21 protein-coding genes are annotated in these 20550 nt (G+C 40.1%); 10 read left to right on the top strand and 11 right to left on the bottom strand.

The features are described from left to right. Positions 1-52 precede the first annotated feature (52 nt). Positions 53-652 (top strand): DNA-3-methyladenine glycosylase, encoded by a 600-nt coding sequence (locus tag R4Z09_RS01815; RefSeq protein ID WP_338450716.1) that lies wholly within the window; start codon positions 53-55, stop codon positions 650-652. A 107-nt stretch (positions 653-759) separates the two neighbouring features. After that, positions 760-1755: a D-cysteine desulfhydrase gene (locus tag R4Z09_RS01810; protein WP_338450715.1), complete on the top strand. Its 996-nt coding sequence runs from the start codon at positions 760-762 to the stop codon at positions 1753-1755. A 197-nt stretch (positions 1756-1952) separates the two neighbouring features. Here R4Z09_RS01810 and R4Z09_RS01805 read toward each other — a convergent pair whose 3' ends face one another. From R4Z09_RS01805 to R4Z09_RS01795, 3 genes are read right to left on the bottom strand one after another with little or no spacing between them, the layout of a single operon-like run. Then, positions 1953-2687, bottom strand: coding sequence for an amino acid ABC transporter ATP-binding protein (locus tag R4Z09_RS01805; RefSeq protein WP_338450714.1), 735 nt, complete (start codon positions 2685-2687; stop codon positions 1953-1955). A 54-nt stretch (positions 2688-2741) separates the two neighbouring features. After that, positions 2742-3443, bottom strand: a complete 702-nt coding sequence (locus tag R4Z09_RS01800; protein ID WP_338453178.1) for an amino acid ABC transporter permease — start codon at positions 3441-3443, stop codon at positions 2742-2744. Then, on the bottom strand, positions 3430-4272 hold the full coding sequence (locus R4Z09_RS01795) for an amino acid ABC transporter substrate-binding protein (RefSeq protein ID WP_338450713.1): 843 nt from the start codon (positions 4270-4272) through the stop codon (positions 3430-3432). Before R4Z09_RS01795 ends, R4Z09_RS01800 begins: the two co-directional genes overlap by 14 nt. A 301-nt stretch (positions 4273-4573) precedes the next feature. Here R4Z09_RS01795 and ilvD point away from each other — a divergent pair, with 301 nt between their 5' ends. Continuing rightward, positions 4574-6256, top strand: coding sequence for a dihydroxy-acid dehydratase (gene ilvD, locus R4Z09_RS01790; RefSeq protein ID WP_422392280.1), 1683 nt, complete (start codon positions 4574-4576; stop codon positions 6254-6256). A 94-nt stretch (positions 6257-6350) separates the two neighbouring features. Here the strand turns inward: ilvD and R4Z09_RS01785 are convergent, their stop codons facing one another. The 5 genes from R4Z09_RS01785 to R4Z09_RS01765 all read right to left on the bottom strand — a co-directional run bounded on the left by R4Z09_RS01785 (position 6351) and on the right by R4Z09_RS01765 (position 10745). After that, positions 6351-7118: a (2Fe-2S)-binding protein gene (locus R4Z09_RS01785; protein WP_338450712.1), complete on the bottom strand. Its 768-nt coding sequence runs from the start codon at positions 7116-7118 to the stop codon at positions 6351-6353. Next, entirely contained in the window at positions 7111-7932 is an 822-nt protein-coding gene (locus R4Z09_RS01780) for an ABC transporter ATP-binding protein (RefSeq protein ID WP_338450711.1), read from the bottom strand. The genes R4Z09_RS01785 and R4Z09_RS01780 overlap by 8 nt, the downstream gene beginning before the upstream one ends. A gap of 181 nt (positions 7933-8113) precedes the next feature. Next, positions 8114-9169 (bottom strand): iron ABC transporter permease, encoded by a 1056-nt coding sequence (locus tag R4Z09_RS01775; RefSeq protein ID WP_338450710.1) that lies wholly within the window; start codon positions 9167-9169, stop codon positions 8114-8116. Beyond that, on the bottom strand, positions 9166-10170 hold the full coding sequence (locus tag R4Z09_RS01770) for an iron ABC transporter permease (RefSeq protein ID WP_338450709.1): 1005 nt from the start codon (positions 10168-10170) through the stop codon (positions 9166-9168). Before R4Z09_RS01770 ends, R4Z09_RS01775 begins: the two co-directional genes overlap by 4 nt. 194 nt (positions 10171-10364) lie before the next feature. Then, entirely contained in the window at positions 10365-10745 is a 381-nt protein-coding gene (locus R4Z09_RS01765; protein WP_338450708.1) for a 2Fe-2S iron-sulfur cluster binding domain-containing protein, read from the bottom strand. 134 nt (positions 10746-10879) lie between these two features. Here R4Z09_RS01765 and R4Z09_RS01760 point away from each other — a divergent pair, with 134 nt between their 5' ends. Next, on the top strand, positions 10880-11344 hold the full coding sequence (locus R4Z09_RS01760; RefSeq protein ID WP_338450707.1) for a hypothetical protein: 465 nt from the start codon (positions 10880-10882) through the stop codon (positions 11342-11344). Between the two features lie 119 nt (positions 11345-11463). Here R4Z09_RS01760 and R4Z09_RS01755 read toward each other — a convergent pair whose 3' ends face one another. After that, positions 11464-12312 (bottom strand): family 1 encapsulin nanocompartment shell protein, encoded by an 849-nt coding sequence (locus R4Z09_RS01755; protein WP_338450706.1) that lies wholly within the window; start codon positions 12310-12312, stop codon positions 11464-11466. A gap of 22 nt (positions 12313-12334) precedes the next feature. After that, positions 12335-12913, bottom strand: coding sequence for an IMEF encapsulin system ferritin-like cargo protein (locus R4Z09_RS01750; RefSeq protein WP_338450705.1), 579 nt, complete (start codon positions 12911-12913; stop codon positions 12335-12337). Positions 12914-13155: 242 nt separating this feature from the next. Here R4Z09_RS01750 and R4Z09_RS01745 point away from each other — a divergent pair, with 242 nt between their 5' ends. The 6 genes from R4Z09_RS01745 to R4Z09_RS01720 all read left to right on the top strand — a co-directional run bounded on the left by R4Z09_RS01745 (position 13156) and on the right by R4Z09_RS01720 (position 18834). Then, positions 13156-14124 (top strand): iron-siderophore ABC transporter substrate-binding protein, encoded by a 969-nt coding sequence (locus tag R4Z09_RS01745; RefSeq protein ID WP_338450704.1) that lies wholly within the window; start codon positions 13156-13158, stop codon positions 14122-14124. 248 nt (positions 14125-14372) lie between these two features. Next, positions 14373-15182, top strand: a complete 810-nt coding sequence (locus R4Z09_RS01740; RefSeq protein WP_338450703.1) for an SGNH/GDSL hydrolase family protein — start codon at positions 14373-14375, stop codon at positions 15180-15182. Continuing rightward, entirely contained in the window at positions 15175-16083 is a 909-nt protein-coding gene (locus R4Z09_RS01735) for an ABC transporter ATP-binding protein (protein ID WP_338450702.1), read from the top strand. The genes R4Z09_RS01740 and R4Z09_RS01735 overlap by 8 nt, the downstream gene beginning before the upstream one ends. Then, positions 16076-17053 carry an ABC transporter permease gene (locus tag R4Z09_RS01730; RefSeq protein ID WP_338450701.1) on the top strand — a complete coding sequence of 326 codons (978 nt, stop codon included), beginning with the start codon at positions 16076-16078 and terminating at the stop codon, positions 17051-17053. The genes R4Z09_RS01735 and R4Z09_RS01730 overlap by 8 nt, the downstream gene beginning before the upstream one ends. Positions 17054-17357: 304 nt before the next feature. Further along, a complete protein-coding gene (locus R4Z09_RS01725; RefSeq protein WP_338450700.1) occupies positions 17358-17969 on the top strand; it encodes a DedA family protein in 612 nt (203 codons plus the stop codon). 25 nt (positions 17970-17994) lie between these two features. Further along, entirely contained in the window at positions 17995-18834 is an 840-nt protein-coding gene (locus R4Z09_RS01720; protein ID WP_338450699.1) for an undecaprenyl-diphosphate phosphatase, read from the top strand. Positions 18835-18942: 108 nt separating this feature from the next. On the opposite strand, the gene R4Z09_RS01715 is transcribed toward R4Z09_RS01720, so the two are convergent. After that, positions 18943-20382 (bottom strand): GntP family permease, encoded by a 1440-nt coding sequence (locus R4Z09_RS01715; protein WP_338450698.1) that lies wholly within the window; start codon positions 20380-20382, stop codon positions 18943-18945. Positions 20383-20550 lie beyond the last annotated feature (168 nt).

Here is a 20550-nt window from a genome sequence, read left to right as displayed (position 1 = left end):
GTTTCCTCTTTGCTACAATCAAGAAACATCATTTTTTTCAGGAGTGTTAGCCATGGAACCATTACCATTAGAATTTTTCAAAAAGCCTGCACTTGAACTTGCGAAAGAACTACTTGGATATCTGCTTGTAAAAGAAACCTCTGAAGGTGTCGCTTCCGGCTATATCGTTGAAACGGAAGCTTACATCGGTCCTGGGGATCGGGCGGCACACAGCTACGGGAACCGACGGACAAAACGAACTGAGATTATGTTTGGTGAAGCAGGCCTTGTGTATACATATGTGATGCATACCCACACACTTGTGAATGTCGTGAGCGGACCGCTTGAAAAACCTGAGGCCATATTAATCCGGGCTGTGGAGCCTTTCAGCGGGCTTGAATTAATGAAGAAACGGCGTGGCACGGAGAACCTGAAAAATCTAACAAACGGACCCGGCAAGTTAACAAAGGCACTTGGTATTACAATGGACGATTATGGTCATTCCTTTACACAGCCGCCGTTATTTATTGCCTCTGGAAAAAGGCCAGACGAGATTTCAATCGGTCCCCGCATTGGAATTGATAACACTGGTGAGGCGAAAGACTATCCGTGGAGGTTTTGGGTAACAGGTAATGCCTTTGTTTCCCGACACCGTAAAAGTCCTGCGAAATAACGAATCAAAGCAGTTTGTCCCGCTTTAATTGAAACTAGAGCGATTGTTATAATGACATTGAGTTTTGCCTTAGTCTACCCCATTCCTCATTAGAAAGGAGATTTATCATGAATTTAGCCCAGTTCCCTAGAAAGCGGTACACACCATCGTACACACCGATTGAAAAGTTAGAGCATTTTACTGAAGCGCTTGGCGGACCTACTATTTATATGAAGAGAGATGATTTACTTGGTCTGACAGCCGGAGGAAATAAAACGAGAAAACTAGAGTTTCTTATGGCAGATGCACTGAAAAAGGGCGCAGATACCATCATTACATGCGGCGGGATACAATCGAACCATTGCCGCTTAACGTTAGCTGCTGCTGTAAAGGAAAATTTGAAATGTATTCTTGTGCTGGAAGAAGGTGTAAAGGAAAGTACGGAGCCTGATTTCAACGGCAACTATTTTCTTTATCATTTATTGGGGGCAGAAAATATTAAAATTGTGCCAAATGGGTCGGATTTGATGAAAGAAATGCAGCTTATTGCTGAAGAGATTTCTGAGAGTGGACGGCATCCCTATTTAATTCCTGTAGGCGGCTCAAATGTGATTGGGGCAACAGGGTATGCAGCTTGCGCGCAGGAGATTTTAACACAAATGTTTGATCAAGAATTGCATTTTGATGCTGTCATATGTGTAAGTGGTAGCGGCGGAATGCAGGCAGGATTGATAACAGGATTTTATTTGAATCAAAGCGGGATACCGGTAATCGGTATAAATATCAGCAGAGAAAAAGCTGCCCAGGAGGAAAAGGTTTATCAGCTCGTTGCAGAAACTGCAGCACACCTCGGTCTGCCGAATTCAATCGCTCGTGATGCTGTTACTTGCTTTGATGATTATGTTGGACCTGGATATGCGATCCCAACACCTGAAATGGTAGAAGCAGTCAAGCTGATGGCCAGAACAGAAGGGATTTTGCTTGATCCTGTTTATACCGGAAAAGCTGCCGCAGGTCTGATTGATTTAATTCAAAAAGGTCACTTTAACAAGGAAGATAACATTTTATTTGTTCATTCCGGCGGCTCTCCTGCTTTATATGCGAATACCTCTCTTTTTCGATAAGCCTGTTTGTTTGTAGGAATTTATAAATATTCTTTTCGAAGGCCATTCTTTTGTTCTTCATCAGATTTGACCTTCGGAAACCTTGTTCTTTGAATTGTACTTTCCGATACGGTAATGAAACTATCGCTTTCGTTACCGCTTCAATCCCTCTCCTCCGATTTCAGGCACGAATCATCTGTATACATAAATATAGGCCACTACTGTATCAGCCTCAAGAACTGCTTTGTCCTCGCTTCCTTCGGATTTGTAAACATTTCCTCTGGCTTGCTTTGTTCGACAATTACGCCCCCATCCATAAAGATCACCTCATCTGCCACTTCCTTGGCAAAGCGCATTTCATGAGTCACGACAATCATCGTCATTCCTTCCCTTGCCAGGTCCTTCATAACCTTTAATACTTCTCCGACAAGCTCGGGATCAAGGGCAGAAGTCGGTTCATCAAATAACATAACCTTTGGCTCCATTGCTAATGCACGGGCAATCCCCACCCGCTGCTGCTGGCCACCGGACAACTGAAATGGATAATAATCAATCTTATCTCCAAGTCCTACCTTAGACAACAGTTCTTCTGCTCTTTGTCTGACAGCAGGCTTCGACTCTTTTTTTACCGTAATTGGTCCTTCCATGACATTTTCGAGCGCTGTTTTATGGGGAAACAAATTATAGTTTTGAAAAACCATCCCTGTTAAGCTCCGAAAAGGAGGCAGCTTTTTCTTCGATACGGTTTGGGAAAAATCCAAGGACTGGTCTTCAATTGAAATCATGCCGGTTGTCGGGATTTCAAGTACATTCAGACATCTAAGAAAGGTTGTTTTTCCTGAACCGGATGGCCCAATTAAAACAACTACTTTGCCTTTCTCCACCTCTAAATCAATTCCTTTTAATACTTCAAGTTCATCAAATCGTTTATGTAAATTTTTTATCCTGATCATGGATTTACTCCTTATTCAAAATGCCTCTGCTCGCAAATAACCGTTCAAAAAAAATTACTTCGCTACATAGCGGTCAAATCGGCTTTCCAATCTGCCTTGTACAATGGATAACAGAAAACAAATGACCCAATAAATCAGAGCTGCCTCAGAATATAAAAGTAAAAATTCATAGTTTGTAGCCGCAATTTCCTGCGCCCTTCTGAACATTTCTGTCACGAGAATCATCGCTGCCAGCGAGGTATCTTTTACCAAACTGATAAATGAATTAGAAAGCGGTGGTATCGATACCCTTGATGCCTGCGGGAGAATAATTCGTTTTAATGCCTGTGAATAAGACATGCCAATGGAATACGCTGCTTCCCATTGTCCCTTTGGAATCGAAATAATCGCAGCGCGTATGATTTCTGACGCATAGGCACCGACACTTAACGAAAACCCAATAACTGCCGATGGAAACGGATCTATAATCACACCAATAGTCGGAAGCCCATAAAAGATAATAAATAATTGCACAAGTAAAGGCGTTCCTCTTATCGCTGAAACATAGACTCTTGCAATCATTTGCAGGATTTTAATGGACGATAACCGTGCAAGTGCCGTTAAGACAGCTAAAATTATACCGAGAATAAACGTTATAATGGTTAATGGAATCGTATAAAGCACCGCTCCCTCCAGCAAAGGCTGAAGGGAACTTTGTGCAATCTCAATTAGCCGATCGGTTCGGGCCTGGTCCATCATGATATTATTTAAGTACATTTTCACCAAACCATTTCTCTGATATTTTTTCGTAGGTGCCGTCATCAATCATTTCTTGTAATGCTTTATTCACAGCATCTACAAGTGTTTCATTCCCTTTACGGAACATCAGTCCGCTTTGACTTGCTTCTTCCCTTTCCGCCACAATTTTTACAGGAGCATCAGGCTTTTGCTTTTTGTAATCTAGAAATGAAATATTATCGTTTACCGTTACATCCGCACGTTTCGAATTAATCAATTCAATTGACTGCGTAAAGCCTTCTACGCCTACAATTTCAGCTCCATACTCACGAGCAATATCACCATAATTACTTGTCAGTGATTGGGCTGCCCTTAACCCTTTTATATCCTCAAAACTTTTAACGGTTTCATTATCTTCGTGAGCAATTAATACTGCCTTTGATGTAATATACGGGTCCGAAAAATCATATTTTTCCTGACGGTCAGGGCGGATTCCAACCTGATTCGCAACCATATCAAAACGCTCAGCATCCAATCCCGCAAACATCGCATCCCATTGTGTTTCTAAAAACTCAGCTTTAACCCCTAAGCGTTTTGCCACTTCTTTCGATATCTCTACATCAAATCCAGTTAACTTGCCGCTATCATCATGAAAAGTAAACGGTGCATATGTACCCTCTGTTCCAACCATAAGCTTGCCTTCATCTTTAATTTTCCCAAGTAAATCCTGCCCTTTTGACTCTTCTTTTTCTTCGGTTTTAGCAGCATTATTTTCTTCATTATCCGTTTCAGCCTCATTTGTTCCACATGCAGAAAGCATGATGATCAAGCCACATAAAAGAAATAGAAATAAAGAATGTTTCTTCATCTAATTACCCCCTAATCATTATGGTTTATTAATCCAATTAGAATTTGTTTCTAATAGGATTCTTAATATGAAGCTTAATTATGCACACACTTCCCTGTATAAAACTTTTTCAAAAAAATAATTACTAAAACTAATAATATAGAAAGAATTTGATTTAACATTTCCTCTGTCACAAATACTTCCTCCATTCATCCACCTTATTCCAAGTCAAAAAACCTACCCTTATTTGATTAATAGTGCTAAAATAATTAAAAGTTCAAAAATTAACTTATAAGATAGCTTGCAAGAAAGCGGGGGAATTATTTTGGCAGAATTACGCAGTGATATGATTACAAAAGGCGTTGATCGTGCACCGCATCGAAGCTTGCTTCGTGCAGCGGGAGTTAAAGAGGAAGATTTCGGTAAACCATTTATCGCGGTTTGTAATTCTTATATTGATATCGTTCCTGGACATGTTCATTTACAGGAATTCGGAAAATTGGTAAAAGAAGCAATTATTGAAGCCGGCGGTGTTCCATTTGAATTTAATACAATCGGTGTAGATGACGGAATTGCGATGGGCCATATCGGAATGCGCTATTCCCTTCCAAGCCGTGAAATTATTGCTGACTCAGTAGAAACAGTTGTATCGGCTCACTGGTTCGATGGAATGGTTTGTATTCCAAACTGTGATAAAATCACTCCAGGGATGATGATGGCGGCCCTTCGTGTGAATATTCCTACAATCTTTGTCAGCGGCGGCCCAATGGCAGCTGGTACAGATTCAGCCGGTAATGCACTTGACCTGACTTCTGTTTTTGAAGGAGTAGGTGCCTACCAGGCTGGTAATATTGATGAAGCAAGATTAAAAGAAATTGAGTCAGTTGCATGTCCTACATGCGGTTCTTGTTCAGGAATGTTCACAGCAAACTCTATGAACTGTTTAGCAGAAGGACTTGGTCTTGCCCTTCCTGGCAATGGTACGATTTTAGCTGTAGCTCCTGAGCGTCGTGAATTTGTTAAAAAATCAGCTAAACAATTAATGGAGCTTATTAAAAAGGATATTAAACCTCGTGATATCGTAACATTAGAGGCAATTGATAATGCATTTGCACTAGACATGGCTATGGGCGGATCTACAAACACTGTTCTACACACATTAGCATTAGCGCAAGAAGCGGAAATTGAGTATTCAATGGAACGTATCAATGAAGTTGCAGCAAGAGTGCCGCATCTGGCAAAAATTGCACCAGCTTCAAGCTATCATATTGAAGATGTGCATAGAGCAGGCGGTGTGAGTGCAATCATCAACGAGCTTCTTAAAAAGCCAGGTGCCATTAATGGCGACTGCCTGACTGTATCTGGTAAAACATTACGCGAAAATGTTGCAGGCGCAGATATCTTAGACACGGATGTCATCCGTCCATTAGATAATCCTCATTCAGAAAAAGGCGGCCTAGCTGTCTTATTTGGAAACCTTGCACCACAAGGTTCAATCGTTAAAGTAGGTGCAGTGGATCCATCTGTTGGCGGCTACCATAGAGGACCTGCGATCTGCTTTGATTCTCAAGAGGATGCACTTTCTGGCATCATTACAGGTAAAGTACAGGAAGGTAACGTTGTAGTTATCCGCTACGAAGGACCTAAAGGCGGTCCTGGTATGCCTGAAATGCTTGCTCCTACTTCTCAAATCGTCGGACGCGGCTTAGGAGCAAAGGTTGGATTAATTACTGACGGCCGTTTCTCAGGTGCATCCCGTGGAATTTCCATCGGACATATCTCACCTGAAGCTGCAGAAGGCGGTCCAATCGCCTTTGTTGAGGACGGAGATATCATTGAACTTGATATGAATAACCGTAAGATTACGCTTGAGGTTTCTGATGAAGAAATGGCAAGACGTAAAGCCAACTGGAAAGGCTTTGAACCAAAAGTGAAAAAAGGATATTTAGCCCGCTACTCCAAGCTTGTTACAAATGCAAGCTCCGGCGGTGTCTTAAAAATCTAATCATAAGGAACCTCCTCTTGGGGGTTCCATTTTTTGTATCTCTATGAAATCTCCAATTCTTAAGATAATAAAAGAGGATGCCAGATGACATCCTCTAAATTGGCTCTTCACTCCTGCAGAAATGAGGACATGTGTTACAACGTTTAGGAGAACCTTCTAACCTATAATATAAACAACAGGTTGTTCTAATCCGAATTTCAGCCTGATTTTGATCCTCGTACTTTTTATTACCATAAAACTTTTTTAATGGATTTTCCCGGCAGTCTCCAAAAAGACTCCCAGGTGCTTCATTGATTAGATAATAATAGTCTTCACTCACTCTTTTCTCTATTTCTTTATCATCTATTTTTGTTAACACTTTTTCATAGAGCCAAAATAAATAAACAGAAATGTTTTCCCAAAGAATTTGTTTGGACTGTTTTGTCACCTTTGATATTTGTGTAATTATTGCATATATATATAGGAATACTTCTTTCATCACATCTTCCCTAAAACGTATCCTATCTGTACAAGCAGTTTCTACACTCATTTGGTGAAAATAAAAACGGGGTAACCAGTTCCTATCTCCTTCTTCAGTTTGGAGACTTATATTTTGGAATGACATGTTTATTTTTTTATTCCATGACGTCATTGCGTATAATGAAATGACGGCTAAAATAGCATATCTTTTGACAAAAAGGGAGGCTGTTACCTTTACATCAGGAGACCCGATGCAGGTACCTGCCTGCTCTAAATACTTTAACAATACATGATCATCAAATAACTCATTTAAGCGAATGGATTGGTCTGATGCATTCTTTTCCGTAGTTAAACGAAACTGGAGTAACTCTTCTATTTCTGCTCTATTAAGAATGTCAGGCATACACAACTCCATCCTTCTTATTAATGCGTCTTCCTTTCCCAAAAGGGATACACAAAGGGGTACCGTAATGCGGATCTAAAATGACGTCGCATTCTAACCCAAATACATTTCTCACCAATTTATCATTAATCACAAATTCAGGTTGTCCTTGTGCAAAGATTTTCTTGTCCTTGATCGCTACTATATTATGGGCATAGCGGCAAGATAAGTTTAAATCGTGTAAAACCATAACAATTGTTCTTTTTTCCTTTTCATTTAGCTCAAACAGAAGGTCAAGTATGTCAATTTGATGTGTCAAATCTAAATAGGTTGTTGGTTCGTCGAGAAGAATAATATCCGTATCTTGAGCCAATGTCATCGCAATCCACGCTCTTTGACGTTGACCTCCTGATAGGGAATCAACAGCCCGATCCTTCAAATCCTCTATCCCTGTTGCAGCTAATGCATTATTCACTTTCTCTTCATCTTCCTTGGTCCATTGCTTCAGCCATGTTTGATACGGATAACGCCCTTGCTTAACAAGCTGTAGAACCGTCAGACCTTCAGGTGCTTCCGAGGACTGGGGAAGTATGGCCATTTGTTTCGCAACATCCTTTGTTGACATTTTGGCAATTACATTTCCATCTAGTAAAACAGCCCCTGATTTTGGTTTTAATAGCCGGGCAATAGAACGAAGAAGTGTAGATTTCCCACAGCCATTTCCACCAATAAAAACGGTAATCTCCCCTTTTGGTATGGAAAGATCCATTTCTTCAATAATAATTGAATCACCATATGAAAGAGTAAGCTCTTTCGTTTCAATTGCCTGCTCCATACTGGTCCTCTCCTTTTACCATTCAATTTATATCCTATATAAGTGCTTCCACTTTTCTATTGTCTAGCTCCAGCGCCTAGCCGCTCGAGGTCTTAAGCCGCTTCGATGAGAAGGTTACAGTACAACCTTCTCCCCGAATCGTCTTAAGCTGGTCGCGGCTGGGCCAGGCGCCTCCGCTTTTCTATGCATTCCTGGTTTTAAACAGTAAGTATATAAAATAGGGTGCTCCTATTGCCGAAGTAAATACTCCTGCCGGGACTTCTAATGGAGAAAATAAAGTCCTGCCGATCAAGTCTGCCAGCATGACAAGAATTCCTCCAATTAGTGCTGAAACAGGTAATAATGCACCGAATGAAGATCCAACAAGTCTTCTTGCCATATGTGGTGCCATTAAACCTACGAATCCAATTCCTCCTGCAAAGGCAACAGAGCTTCCTATTAGTGCCGTACTAATCATCATCAAGAAAAAACGCTGCCTTTGAACATGCCCCCCTACTCCGGTCGCTATCTCATCGCCAAGTTCCTGTATATTCATGTTTCGTATCATTATCAAGGCGGATATGATAAGGAAGACCGTGCATGGAACCAATATACTAACCTGATCCCAACTGGACCCGTTTACGGTTCCGGTAATCCAAATATTTGCCTGACTTGCACGATAAATTGGGCCTAAGATCATCATTAGAGTCGTGAGCGCCTGCATAAGCGCAGATATTCCAATCCCGATTAATATAAGACGAATAGGCGAAACTCCATTTTTCCATGCTAAAAAATAAACAAGTAACGCAATGACTCCAGCCCCTATAAAGGCAGCTAACGGCATCCATTTAATACTTACGGTTAAAGCGTTATTTTTATCACTAAAAAATGCTAAAAACCCAACAACAGCAACAGCTGCACCTCCTGTAATTCCTAGCATATCCGGAGATGCTAATGGATTTCTAACCATACCTTGGAGAACTCCACCAGCCACAGCCAAGGAAATCCCCACCATAAGCGCTATAATAATTCTTGGTAATCGAAAATTCGTAACAACGAGCTGCTCCATCTCCGTACCGCCGCCAAAAAAAACTTGTATCACGGAAAGAGGGCTAATCTTCATATCACCTGTCCCGGTGCTGACAATAAAAATCAGCGTAGCAGCTACAGCCATTATTACAAACACTTTTGCCGCTCTTTTATCTAAAAGAAAGGAGATTTTTCCTCTAAACCATCTGACACTCTTGTAAGGACTCATTTTGAATTAAACCCCCTTCTTGCAATATAGATGAAGAATGGCGTTCCAATAATAGCAGTCATTACACCAACAGGAACTTCTTCTGGCATAATAATATAGCGAGCCAGGATATCAGCTGTAAGTAAGAGCATGCCTCCAAGCAGACCCGAGAATGGAATAATCCAGCGATGATCAATCCCTACGATTGCACGAGTCAAATGGGGAGTAACAATTCCTATAAACGCAATCGGACCGGCAATGGCAACAGAACCGCCTGACAATAGAATGATAATCACAGCTACGCCAATTTTTAATAAAAAAGTATTGAGTCCTAATCCTTTGGCAACATCATCACCCATTGACAAGATATTTAATTTTGCAGCCATTAAGAGGGATCCAAGCCAGCCAATCAATAAGTAAGGGAATATAGCAGTTAATATCTCAAGCTTTCTTCCCTGAACAGACCCTGCTAACCAAAACAAAACCTGCTCTAATGCTGCTTCATTTAAGACAAGAAACCCCTGAGTAAAGGAAGAAAACATTGCAGTTAATGCAGCTCCCGCTAACGTGAGCTTTAATGGAGTTAATCCTTCCCTGCCAATTGATCCGATTGAGTAAATCCCAACAACCGCTATCGCTGCACCTAAAAACGCCACCCATGCAAAGGCTTGCAAATTTCCGATTGAGAAAAGAGTTACCCCAATCACAACAGCAAAACTAGCCCCGGAGTTTATCCCAAAAATTTCGGGTGAGGCTAAGGGATTCTTCGTTAATGTTTGCAATAGTACCCCGGCGATTGCTAGACTACTGCCTACAGCAGCAGCAATTAATGCTCTAGGTAATCGAACAGTTGTTATAACAAGATGTTCGTTTGATCCATTATTACTTTGAAAAGCATCCCAAGCTATTTTCCATGTTGTATCAGTGTAGCCATATACCACACTGGCACACATTAACAAGATTAATAAAATGATAGCAATGATAAGACCAATTAACCTCTGTACGTTTGTCTTTAGAAGCATAACCGTAAACCTTTCGAATTTTATAAATTAATTGATAGATTTAGTCTATTTGAAAAACTATCACTCTGTCAATGATTTTGATAATCATTTTCAATTAGATCTCCTGTAAAAGAAGCATAAAAAATAGATGTATCTCATAGATACATCATTAACACAGGGACTTAGAATTTTTTTACTCTTCATCATTAGTGGATTCATCTGGCTATTGCCTGACAAGCCAGACGGAACCCTCTTTTAATTAAATCCTGTAATTTCTTTTCCTCTTGGCTGTTTGTCGGTTGAAGATAAGTGTCTCCATTCACTACATTTACTTTACATTTACCACAGGTTCCTTTTTTACAGCTGTATTCCAAAGGGAAATTTTGCTCAAGTGCTGCATCCAAAATAGATTGCCCTTTTTTTACTTTAACTTGAAAAGATTGCTGGTTTTGTTTAATATCCACTATCTTGCCCGTTTCTTTAACTGTAGTGTTTGTTTCATTAGCCTTCAGTCGTTCTACAAAGGCAGGCTGATCAACAGAAACGTTACTCTTTATGCTGCCATACTTCAAAGAACCAATTGTAAGTTTTTTCACTTTTGTATCCCCTTTCAATTGTTAAAATTGTACATCAATTATTCTATTGACCAATCACTAGTTTCCTTTGTATAATGATAATGAAAATTATTCTCATTAAGATATTTCCTTCTCATAAAAAAGGAGATGACAATATGTCTTATCAAATTAACGGTTTAAAAGATATTCATAAATTACTAGTAAATGAAAGAAAAATTGGCGGCGTCATTGAAGCAAAGTCTCTTCGCGTTCGTACTGGAGAAGTTTATCAGAATGCCGTTATTACACATTTGGATTTACTTGGCTCTTCCATCTATTCTATTGGATTTGTAACGGAAGACCATGAAAACATCATTGTCAATATTACAGAACTTGGTCTGCTGCAAGAACCGAAGCATAAGAATATTTACGAATTAAACAATCAAGCATATAAAGCTACCAAAACAAAAGAAAAACTAAAGTACCTAAAGAGATTACTTGAAATAAATAAAGACAGCCTAAATACTATTTTTCTTGAAGAGGCAAAGATGATCATTGAGGATATCGGCCTTTCTGCTGTTAAAAGGGAATTAAATATTAGCCATATCTATCCCAAGAATAACGTTTATTCCATTGCCTAACAGAAAAGAGGGAATCCATATAGAATATCAGTACGTACCCAGGAGCCTACATGTAAAACTGGATACATTTGCGGATACTTTAAAACCTTATGGACACCCTCTTTTTCATTTAGCAGCTATTAATCGGAGAAATCTTCTAACGTGCATATCGCGCTTGGACGCTTAATTCTTGGAACAATGGTTTCGTATACCCGGAAATAATAATTCATATTGTCCTGGTCTAAAAATACTGTATCAAAGTCACTTGCTACAGCAAGATCCATATTTTGCTTCCCTGCGTCAAGTACAACTCCTGTACCGCTCTTTATCATCGGAGATTGGAACACTCCTGCTGGCATTAATTCGCGGATATGCTCAATCTCCAACACATGTGTACCTTGATGAACGCGGTGGACCAGTGCATACAATTCAGGAGACAGAACAAGGGCATATGGCCCTGTATGACCCATTCTTAACAATTTATTTCTGGCTTCAACCACATCACTAAAAGCATTTCCAGACTCCATCCAATCACTTCGAATATGAGATAATTTCCCTTTTACATTCATGATTCCTTGGATATCAAATTCCTTTGACCCATTAAAAATCAGATCATCTTCCAGCAGCGCACATTGCTGTGCAGCGTTAGCTGCTGCTGAAAAATCAATCGGGCTGCCAAGCGTTTTAGCCTGCTGTATATCTCGCCAGTATAAAATAAAATCTTTATACAATAAAGGGATTGTAAGAGTAATCCTCTTTGTTGGAACCGAAAGACCCAAGTCCTCCCCGTGAAAACTAAGGGATCCCCGTTCAGGTGTTTCATAAATATCATTCGTAACGGATTGAACACCTTCCCCAAGCGGTCCATAAATATCAATCACTTTTCTTCCTACTAACTGTTTTCTAACACTATCAAATACCGTCTGATCAAGTTCTTGCCATTCCTCTCTCGTTAAGGAGGACTCAGAAAATTGAATTGATTTATCCATTAAACTCACTTCCCCATTTATCCTATTGTTGTTTCAAACTTCCAACTGTTAACCTTTTCCTAAAGCTTTGTTTAACAGGAGGAGCCTCTTGTACATGTTCGTGTGAATAGGCAGCAATTTTTACATTTGAACCATTTTCCTTCTTTTCATCCGTTGGAATGGATGTTTTAAATTCGACTCCTGCCTGAAATTCTTGATTTAATTGGTCCATAATAACCTTCATTTGTTGATAATCCTCATAGGTGAAGTCTCTTAAGGCCTGTACTCGCTCTTCGTATTCCGTTCCTTTAAATTGAAAAAGAAATAAATCTAAGTGCTCTAAAAAATTGTGTAAACCGAATTTCTCAATACTGATATCCTGTAATAAATGTACAAGCTCAAGTTGATTATCGGTGAGAGGCGCACCAGCATGAATCTTCGGCATAAGAATCTCCAAGCGATCGGAACGATGTTCTTCTTCTTCAAAAATGTGATGCCAAAATAGACGCTCATGGTCATCCTTCGCATTTTCAACAATCGGTGTAAGGATTCCCATAAACTCTACTAAAGCATTTTTGGTTCGATTAAAAATGGAATCCATCTCAGTAAAAGTTGTTTCCACATATGACCCCTCCCCGTTTTCATTTCATAATAAAATTTATAACCATTTATTTGGGATGTTAAACCTTTTGATTAAATAGAAATGTATACTCCGATCGAAATAAATCTTATTTTATTCTATCAATCAATGATTTTGATAATCATTTTCAATTATCTATTGACAACCGCTATAATTGATTTTAAAATATTCATATATTTCAAATTGATAATGATTATCATTAGCAATTATAGGAGGAACAGAAAATGAGATTAACCCGCACTATTCTTTCACTTTTTTCAATCATGATGATCGTCATCCTTGCTGCCTGCGGCGGTAACGAAGAGAAAACTAGTTCTGAAAAAAAAGCAGAAAGCCCAAAAACAGAGGATACCAGCTATACAGTCGAGCACGCAATGGGTTCAACCACAATCGAAAAGACACCTGAAAAAGTCGTTATTTTAACAAATGAAGGTACTGAGGCTCTTCTAGAACTTGGCGTAACACCTGTTGGCGCTGTTCAATCATGGACAGGCGATCCTTGGTATGACCATATTGCCGATGAAATGAAGGATGTTGAAGTAGTTGGATTAGAAAGCGAAGTAAATGTAGAGGCAATTGCTGCTTTACAGCCTGACTTAATCATTGGAAATAAAATGCGCCAAGAAGCTATTTACGAGCAGCTAAGCGCTATTGCCCCAACAGTATTTGCTGAGGACTTACGCGGCAATTGGAAAAACAACTTCGAGCTTTATGCTAAAGCCCTAAATAAGGAAGACAAAGGAAAAGAAGTTATTGACGCATATGATACACGTATTGCTGATCTAAAAGAAAAACTAGGTGACAAGTTGAATATGAAAGTTTCCATGGTTCGCTTTATGGCTGGAGATGTCCGTATTTACCAAAAAGATTCTTTCTCCGGGGTTATTCTAGACCAGCTTGGATTTGCTAGACCTGAAAGCCAAAATGTAGATGAGTTTGCTATTAAAGGAGCTACGAAAGAACAAATGCCTCTAATGGATGGAGATATCCTCTTCTACTTTACTTATGAAACTGGAGATGGCGCCGCATCTAAGCTTGAAAAAGAATGGCTTGAGGATCCTCTGTTTAAGAACCTAGAGGTAGCTAAAAAGGGTGAAGTCCACAAAGTTGACGACGTTATTTGGAATACAGCAGGTGGTGTAAAGGCTGCTAATCTAATGTTGGATGATATAGAAAATACATTTTTAAAATAATAAACAATCTATTAGCTGCAGAGACGGTATAATGTAAAAAAAAAAAAAGTATCTAGTATTCTTCTAGATACTTTTTTTATTTTTACATTTATGATAGTTTCGTTATTTGTCACAAATTATCTCCCTCCCTCCATTTATACTATATTTAGAAAAAAAAGACTAAACTGTTACGACAATAGAAATAATTGTGATGGAATGCCTTTTTTAACTATATTCAACTATTGTTCAACTTTAGGAGATGATGAATCTTGAAAAAAAACACAGCCCGAATCACAACCGTCATCGCTTCGCTTTTATCGTTACTTTGGCTTTTTGGGTTCGCTTGGTCAATAGAAGACTTTTACAATGGGAAAGCCGAAACCATTGAAACAAAACCAGTTGAAACGGAAAAAGAAGCGGATGTCACAGCTAAAGACCTGACAGTCGTGGCACTCGGTGATTCCCTCACAAGAGGAACCGGCGATGATGCCGGCATGGGCTACGTTGGACTTGTGACAGAGGAACTAAAGGAGAGATTAAGTCCGCAGAAAATACAGATGTATAATCTAGGAATTAACGGTCAAACGTCAACTGATCTCCTTCAACAATTAGGCCAGCAGAATATCGGCCGCCAAATACAAGAAGCGGACGTCATCCTTATGACCATTGGCGGGAACGATCTTTTTCAGCAAGGAGAAACTCTAATCGATTTAAATTTGGAGAAGGTTCAGGGGCTGCAGCAGACTTTTATAACCAATTTGCAGCAAATTTTTACAACCATCCGTCAGCAGAACCCACAGGCAACCATCTTTATTCTCGGACTTTATAATCCATTTATTGATTTAGATGAAAGTGATGCTACTAATAGTGTTGTACGCGGCTGGAATTATGCAACAGAAACGGTCACCGGCCAATTTGAAAAAATAGTCTTTGTGCCAACCTTTGATTTATTCCAAATGTCCGTCAACGAGTATCTATATTCAGATAAATTCCATCCGAACCATGCCGGCTATCAGTTAATTTCAGACAGATTAGCCCCGCTCATCAATTGGGAAAAGGAGACTCGCGCTAATGACTGAAGTAACGTTAGCAGTGAAAAATCTGCGAAAAACAATTGGACGAAAAGAAATTATTAAAGGATTAAACTTCGAGCTCCATAAAGGAGAAGTATTCGGCTTTCTAGGACCAAACGGAGCCGGGAAAACAACAACAATCCGTATGCTGACAGGCCTCATTAAACCAACAACCGGGTCGATTTCGATCTGTGGCTATGATGTGCGAAAAGAATTTACAAAGGCTATGGAGTATTTGGGTTGTATTGTTGAGAATCCAGAATTATATCCCTACCTATCCGGATGGGATAATCTGCTTCACTTCGCGCGAATGCTTCCTTCCGTTTCCGAACAGCAAATTGAAGAAACGATCAAATTTGTCGGGCTTGATGACCGCATTCATGATAAAGTGAAAACCTATTCTCTCGGGATGCGACAAAGACTAGGAATTGCCCAAGCCTTACTAAATCGGCCAAAGGTACTTATTTTAGATGAACCGACGAACGGGCTTGATCCTGCCGGGATCCGTGAAATGCGGCAGTTTATTCGCAACCTTGCTGAGAATGAAGGACTAAGTGTTTTAGTTTCCAGCCATCTCTTAAGTGAAATCCAGCTTCTGTGCGACCGCGTTGCGATTATGAAAAAGGGCGAAATCATCCGCATTGATTCAGTTGAAAACCTGCTAACGAAACAGGAGAAACTTGTTTGGAGGATCAATCCTATAGAGCGGGGAAAAGAAGTGCTGGAGCGTTATACAGACGTGCAAGTGGAGGATGATTATGTTATTACCCCGCTTATTGATGAAAAAGCCGGTGAATGGAGCAGGGCTTTAATGGAAGAAGGCATCTCTATTTTAGAAATGAATCGTAAAATTCCTGTCTTAGAGGATTTATTTTTACAGCTGACAGGTGGTGAAACCGTTGATTAAGCTTGTACATAATGAAATGATGAAGATTCTGGCTCGGAAACGGCTTATTGTGATTGCACTGATTACAGCCGTACTTGTTGGGTTATTTACATATGCTCAGTATAAAGAAACGGTGGAGCGGCAGGAAAAGCTGGGGACGGACTGGCGTGCACAGGTACAAGCGCAGATTGTTGATATTTCCAACCGGTTAAGCTCAAGCAGAATGTCAGAGGATCTTCGCGAACGACTGCAAATTTCTTTGAAACAATCGCAATACTATCTGGACCATGATATTAATCCAAATGAACCTGGTGCTCCATCATTTGTAAGAATGTTCATCGAAAATTCAGGTCCGATGTTTATTCCTTTGCTAGTGATGGTGATTGCCAGTGATCTCGTTTCCTCCGAACACACATTGGGTTCGATTAAACTGCTGCTGACACGGCCTGTGAAACGATGGCGGATCCTTTTGAGTAAATATATCGCGTTGATACTGTCCATTTCCATTATCATCGCGATGGTTGGCTTGCTTGCCTATCTTCTTTCAGGGCTTGTTTTTGGTTATCGGGGGATGAATGCCCCAATCATTACCGGCTTCACCGCTCAAGGCGGAAATTTGGACACATCTGAAGTACGCTTAGTGAGCCAATGGCGATTTTTATTTATGGACTTTGGGTTGGTTTGGTTTATTGCTGTTGTCGTTGGTACGCTTTCCTTTATGCTTTCCGTGCTGATTCGGAGCACCGCTGCTGGAATGGGGGTTATGCTTGCCGCACTGATTTCCGGTTCAATTTTGAGCAACATGGTTTCATCATGGGAATTTGCTAAATATCTATTTATGGTTAATTTAAATTTAACTGGTTATCTAAGCGGTGTTGCCCCGCCAATTGAAGGAATGACCTTGCTTTTCTCTATTACTCTTTTAGCTGGATGGTGGCTCGTCTCTTTAATTATCTCATTCATTGTATTTACAAAACAGGATGTTTACTAAACTTGGGTTGCCAGCTAACTGATGCCTGACACCGCAAAGGACAGATATCTTTTTGCGGTGTCAGGCACTTTTTTTGAAAAAAGCGCAGGGAGATTTTTTTGTAGGAGAAAGGACAGGATGTCGGAAAAAGCATGGGCATTTACTCCATTTTATGATAATCTTTCAGCATGGACTTTTTTCAAGCGGCATACTATTGTAATGGAGATTGTCCAAATACATAGGCATGCCCGTCTTAGCAAGGTCCTTCATAAATCATTGGACAAGAGTAGATTTTACATAAATGATTGCTAGTTGGAGGTTGAATATGGAAAGCTGGATTACAGATTTTATGGAGCAGTACGGATATCTTGGCGTTTTCCTTATGATTGCTTTAGAGAACGTCTTTCCCCCTATCCCATCAGAAATCATTCTTCCGTTTGGAGGTTTTATGACCACTTATACCAGTATGACGGTTCCAGGTGTGATTATTGCGTCAACAGCGGGGTCTGTTGTTGGGGCTGTCATTTTGTATGGAATCGGTCTTTTGCTTGATGTGGAAAGACTTGAGAAGATTATCGACCGCTGGGGACATATTTTGCGAGTAACAAAGGACGATATTCGGAAGGCTGACTCATGGTTTGATCGCTACGGAATTTGGACCGTGTTATTTTGCCGGATGGTCCCGTTAATTCGCAGTTTAATCTCTATTCCTGCGGGCATGTCGAACATGAAGTTCGTCTTATTCCTTATTTTTACTTTTATCGGAACGTTAATATGGAATATCATTCTTGTTACTGTCGGCGCCGCTTTAGGTGACAATTGGCATGCCATCACAAGCTTTATGGATGTCTATTCAAATATTGCCTATGCCATTATCGCTGTAGGGATTGTGGCATTCGTCATCTTCTTTTTCCGCAATAAAAGAAAGAAAGCTTAAAACTAAATAAGGAGCATGTTACACCATGGATTTTATAGAACTATTGAAAGCAATTATTCTCGGCATGGTAGAGGGATTAACGGAATTTGCACCTGTTTCCTCTACCGGCCATATGATCATCGTGGATGATATGTGGCTGAAATCTGAAGAATTCCTAACAAAGTATGTTGCCAATACATTTAAAGTTGTTATCCAGCTCGGGTCCATCCTGGCTTCTGTCATTGTCTTTAGGGACCGTTTTATTGATATACTCGGGTTAAACCGTCTTTTCAATAAAGAGAGAGTTGTAACAAGACATGGCGGGCATTTGAACCTGCTTCATGTGATTGTAGGATTAATTCCCGCTGGTATTCTTGGCGTCTTGTTCGAGGATTACATTGATGAAAATCTTTTCTCGATTGAGACTGTCGCCATTGGCTTGATTCTCGGTGCGCTTCTCATGATTGCAGCCGATATATTCGGCGGAAAACGCCCGACCGTTAATTCCCTTGATGAAATCACGTATAAGCACGCCCTTGTTGTCGGACTTGTTCAGTGTTTTTCCCTCTGGCCGGGGTTCTCACGGTCAGGAGCTACGATCTCAGGTGGTGTTCTCTTTGGACTAAACCACCGGACTGCAGCTGATTTTACCTTTATTATGGCGGTTCCCATTATGGCTGGAGCCAGCTTTATTTCTCTTTTGAAAAACTGGCAGTACTTCACGATCGATGCTTTGCCATTTTTTATTGCCGGTTTTATCAGTGCATTTGTCTTTGCCCTTTTCTCAATCCGCTTCTTCTTGAAGCTGATTAATAAGGTCAAGCTTGTACCTTTTGCTATTTACCGAATTATTGTCGCAGCGATTATATTCTTGCTGTATTTTTAATGAAAAGGGGACTCCTGTTATAGGAGTCCCTTTTCTTGATGGTTGTATGAATCGTATATTTAGCAATGTCATTAGGTCATTGAAAACGAAGCAACCTTGGATCCCTTTTTATACAATGCCCGTAATCATATAAACACCAATGATTAAGAAGGCTGCTAAAGATTTAATGATTGTTATAGCAAAGATATCTTTATAAGCTTGGCGATGTGTCAAGCCGCAAACTAAAAGTAAAGTGATGACAGCGCCATTATGCGGCAGAGTGTCCATCCCGCCGGCTGCCATAGACATGACGCGGTGCATGACATCTAATGGGATATTGAAAGCATTAGCTGCCTCTACATACTTCTCTGCCATTACACCTAAAGTTATGCTTATTCCTCCAGACCCAGAGCCTGTTATTCCTGCAAGCACGTTTGTTGTCACTGCCCCGTTAACTAAGGGGTTGGTAAAGGTTGCTGAGAGGGAATTCTGAACGATAGTAAATCCGGGTAAAGCTGCAATAATTCCTCCAAAACCAAATTCAGATGCAGTATTCATTGTAGCAAGCAAAGCGCCGCTAATCCCTACATTCATGCTTTCCTGAAAATTCGTTTTAACAGCCTTAAAGTTTAGGGAAATCGCAGTTAGTATTCCTACAAGCAGCGCCAATACCACTGACCAAATGGACAGATACTGATTCATGTTAACGGTCCCAAAACTTTCTAAGCCAACTTTTGCGAAATCAAATCCGTTTTCATACCATTTAGGAATATAAGTGGTGAAAAACTTATTCATCACACCGACCAACACAAGCGGCAGGAAAGCAAGCCAATCTTTTGCATTTATCTTTCCTATTGAAATGTCAGTAGCGGGTACAGCAGCCATTTCACTTGTAGCTGCCATCTCACTTATCGCATGTTCTCCTTTTCCATAATAGCCTTCTCCATTCGCAGCTGCCTTACGCCGACGGCTCTCTAGGTACAGCATACCAGAAACGAAAATGAACCCTGCACCAATCATTCCTAGTATTGGAGCAGCATAGATAGTCGTGTTAAAGAAGCCTGTTGGAATGACGTTCTGAATCTGTGGTGATCCTGGAATGGCATCCATTGAAAAAGTAAATGCACTAAATGCAATGGTAGCAGGTATAAGTCGTTTTGGAATATTTGCCTCTCGGAACAACTGAGCTGCAAAAGGATAAATAGCAAATACAGCTACAAATAAGCTTACCCCGCTGTATGTAAGAATGGCACCCATTAGTACGACCGTAAGGATGGCCTGTTTAGCCCCAATAAATCGAACAATGATCTTAGCTATTCTCTCAGCAATTCCGGTCATCTCAATTACTTTACCAAAAATAGCACCAAGTAAGAAAACAGGAAAATACAATTTTACAAAGCCAACCATCTTTTCCATAAAAATATTAGAGAAAAACGGTAACACATGACTTGGTTCCGTGAACAATACAGCCAACAATGCACATATTGGAGCAAAAATAATAACAGAAAAACCTCTATAAGCAACAAATATGAGTAGTCCTAGAGCTGCTAGAATAATAATCAGATCCATAAATTCATCTCCTTATATAGCTATATAAAGTATCTCTAGATATAACCTAAAAATCAGAGTAGCTCTGCAAGAGCTGCCGAAAGAGGGAAATATCCGCATGATTGCTCGGATGTATATATAAAGAAAATTCAGATAATTAGTGATATACTTTTATACTCAAAGGAATGG

The sequence above is a fragment of the Niallia oryzisoli genome (assembly GCF_036670025.1).
Lineage (GTDB): Bacteria > Bacillota > Bacilli > Bacillales > Cytobacillaceae > Bacillus_BD > Bacillus_BD oryzisoli.
Note: the sequence above shows the minus strand (reverse complement) of the source record. Positions and strands in the feature narration are given on the sequence as shown.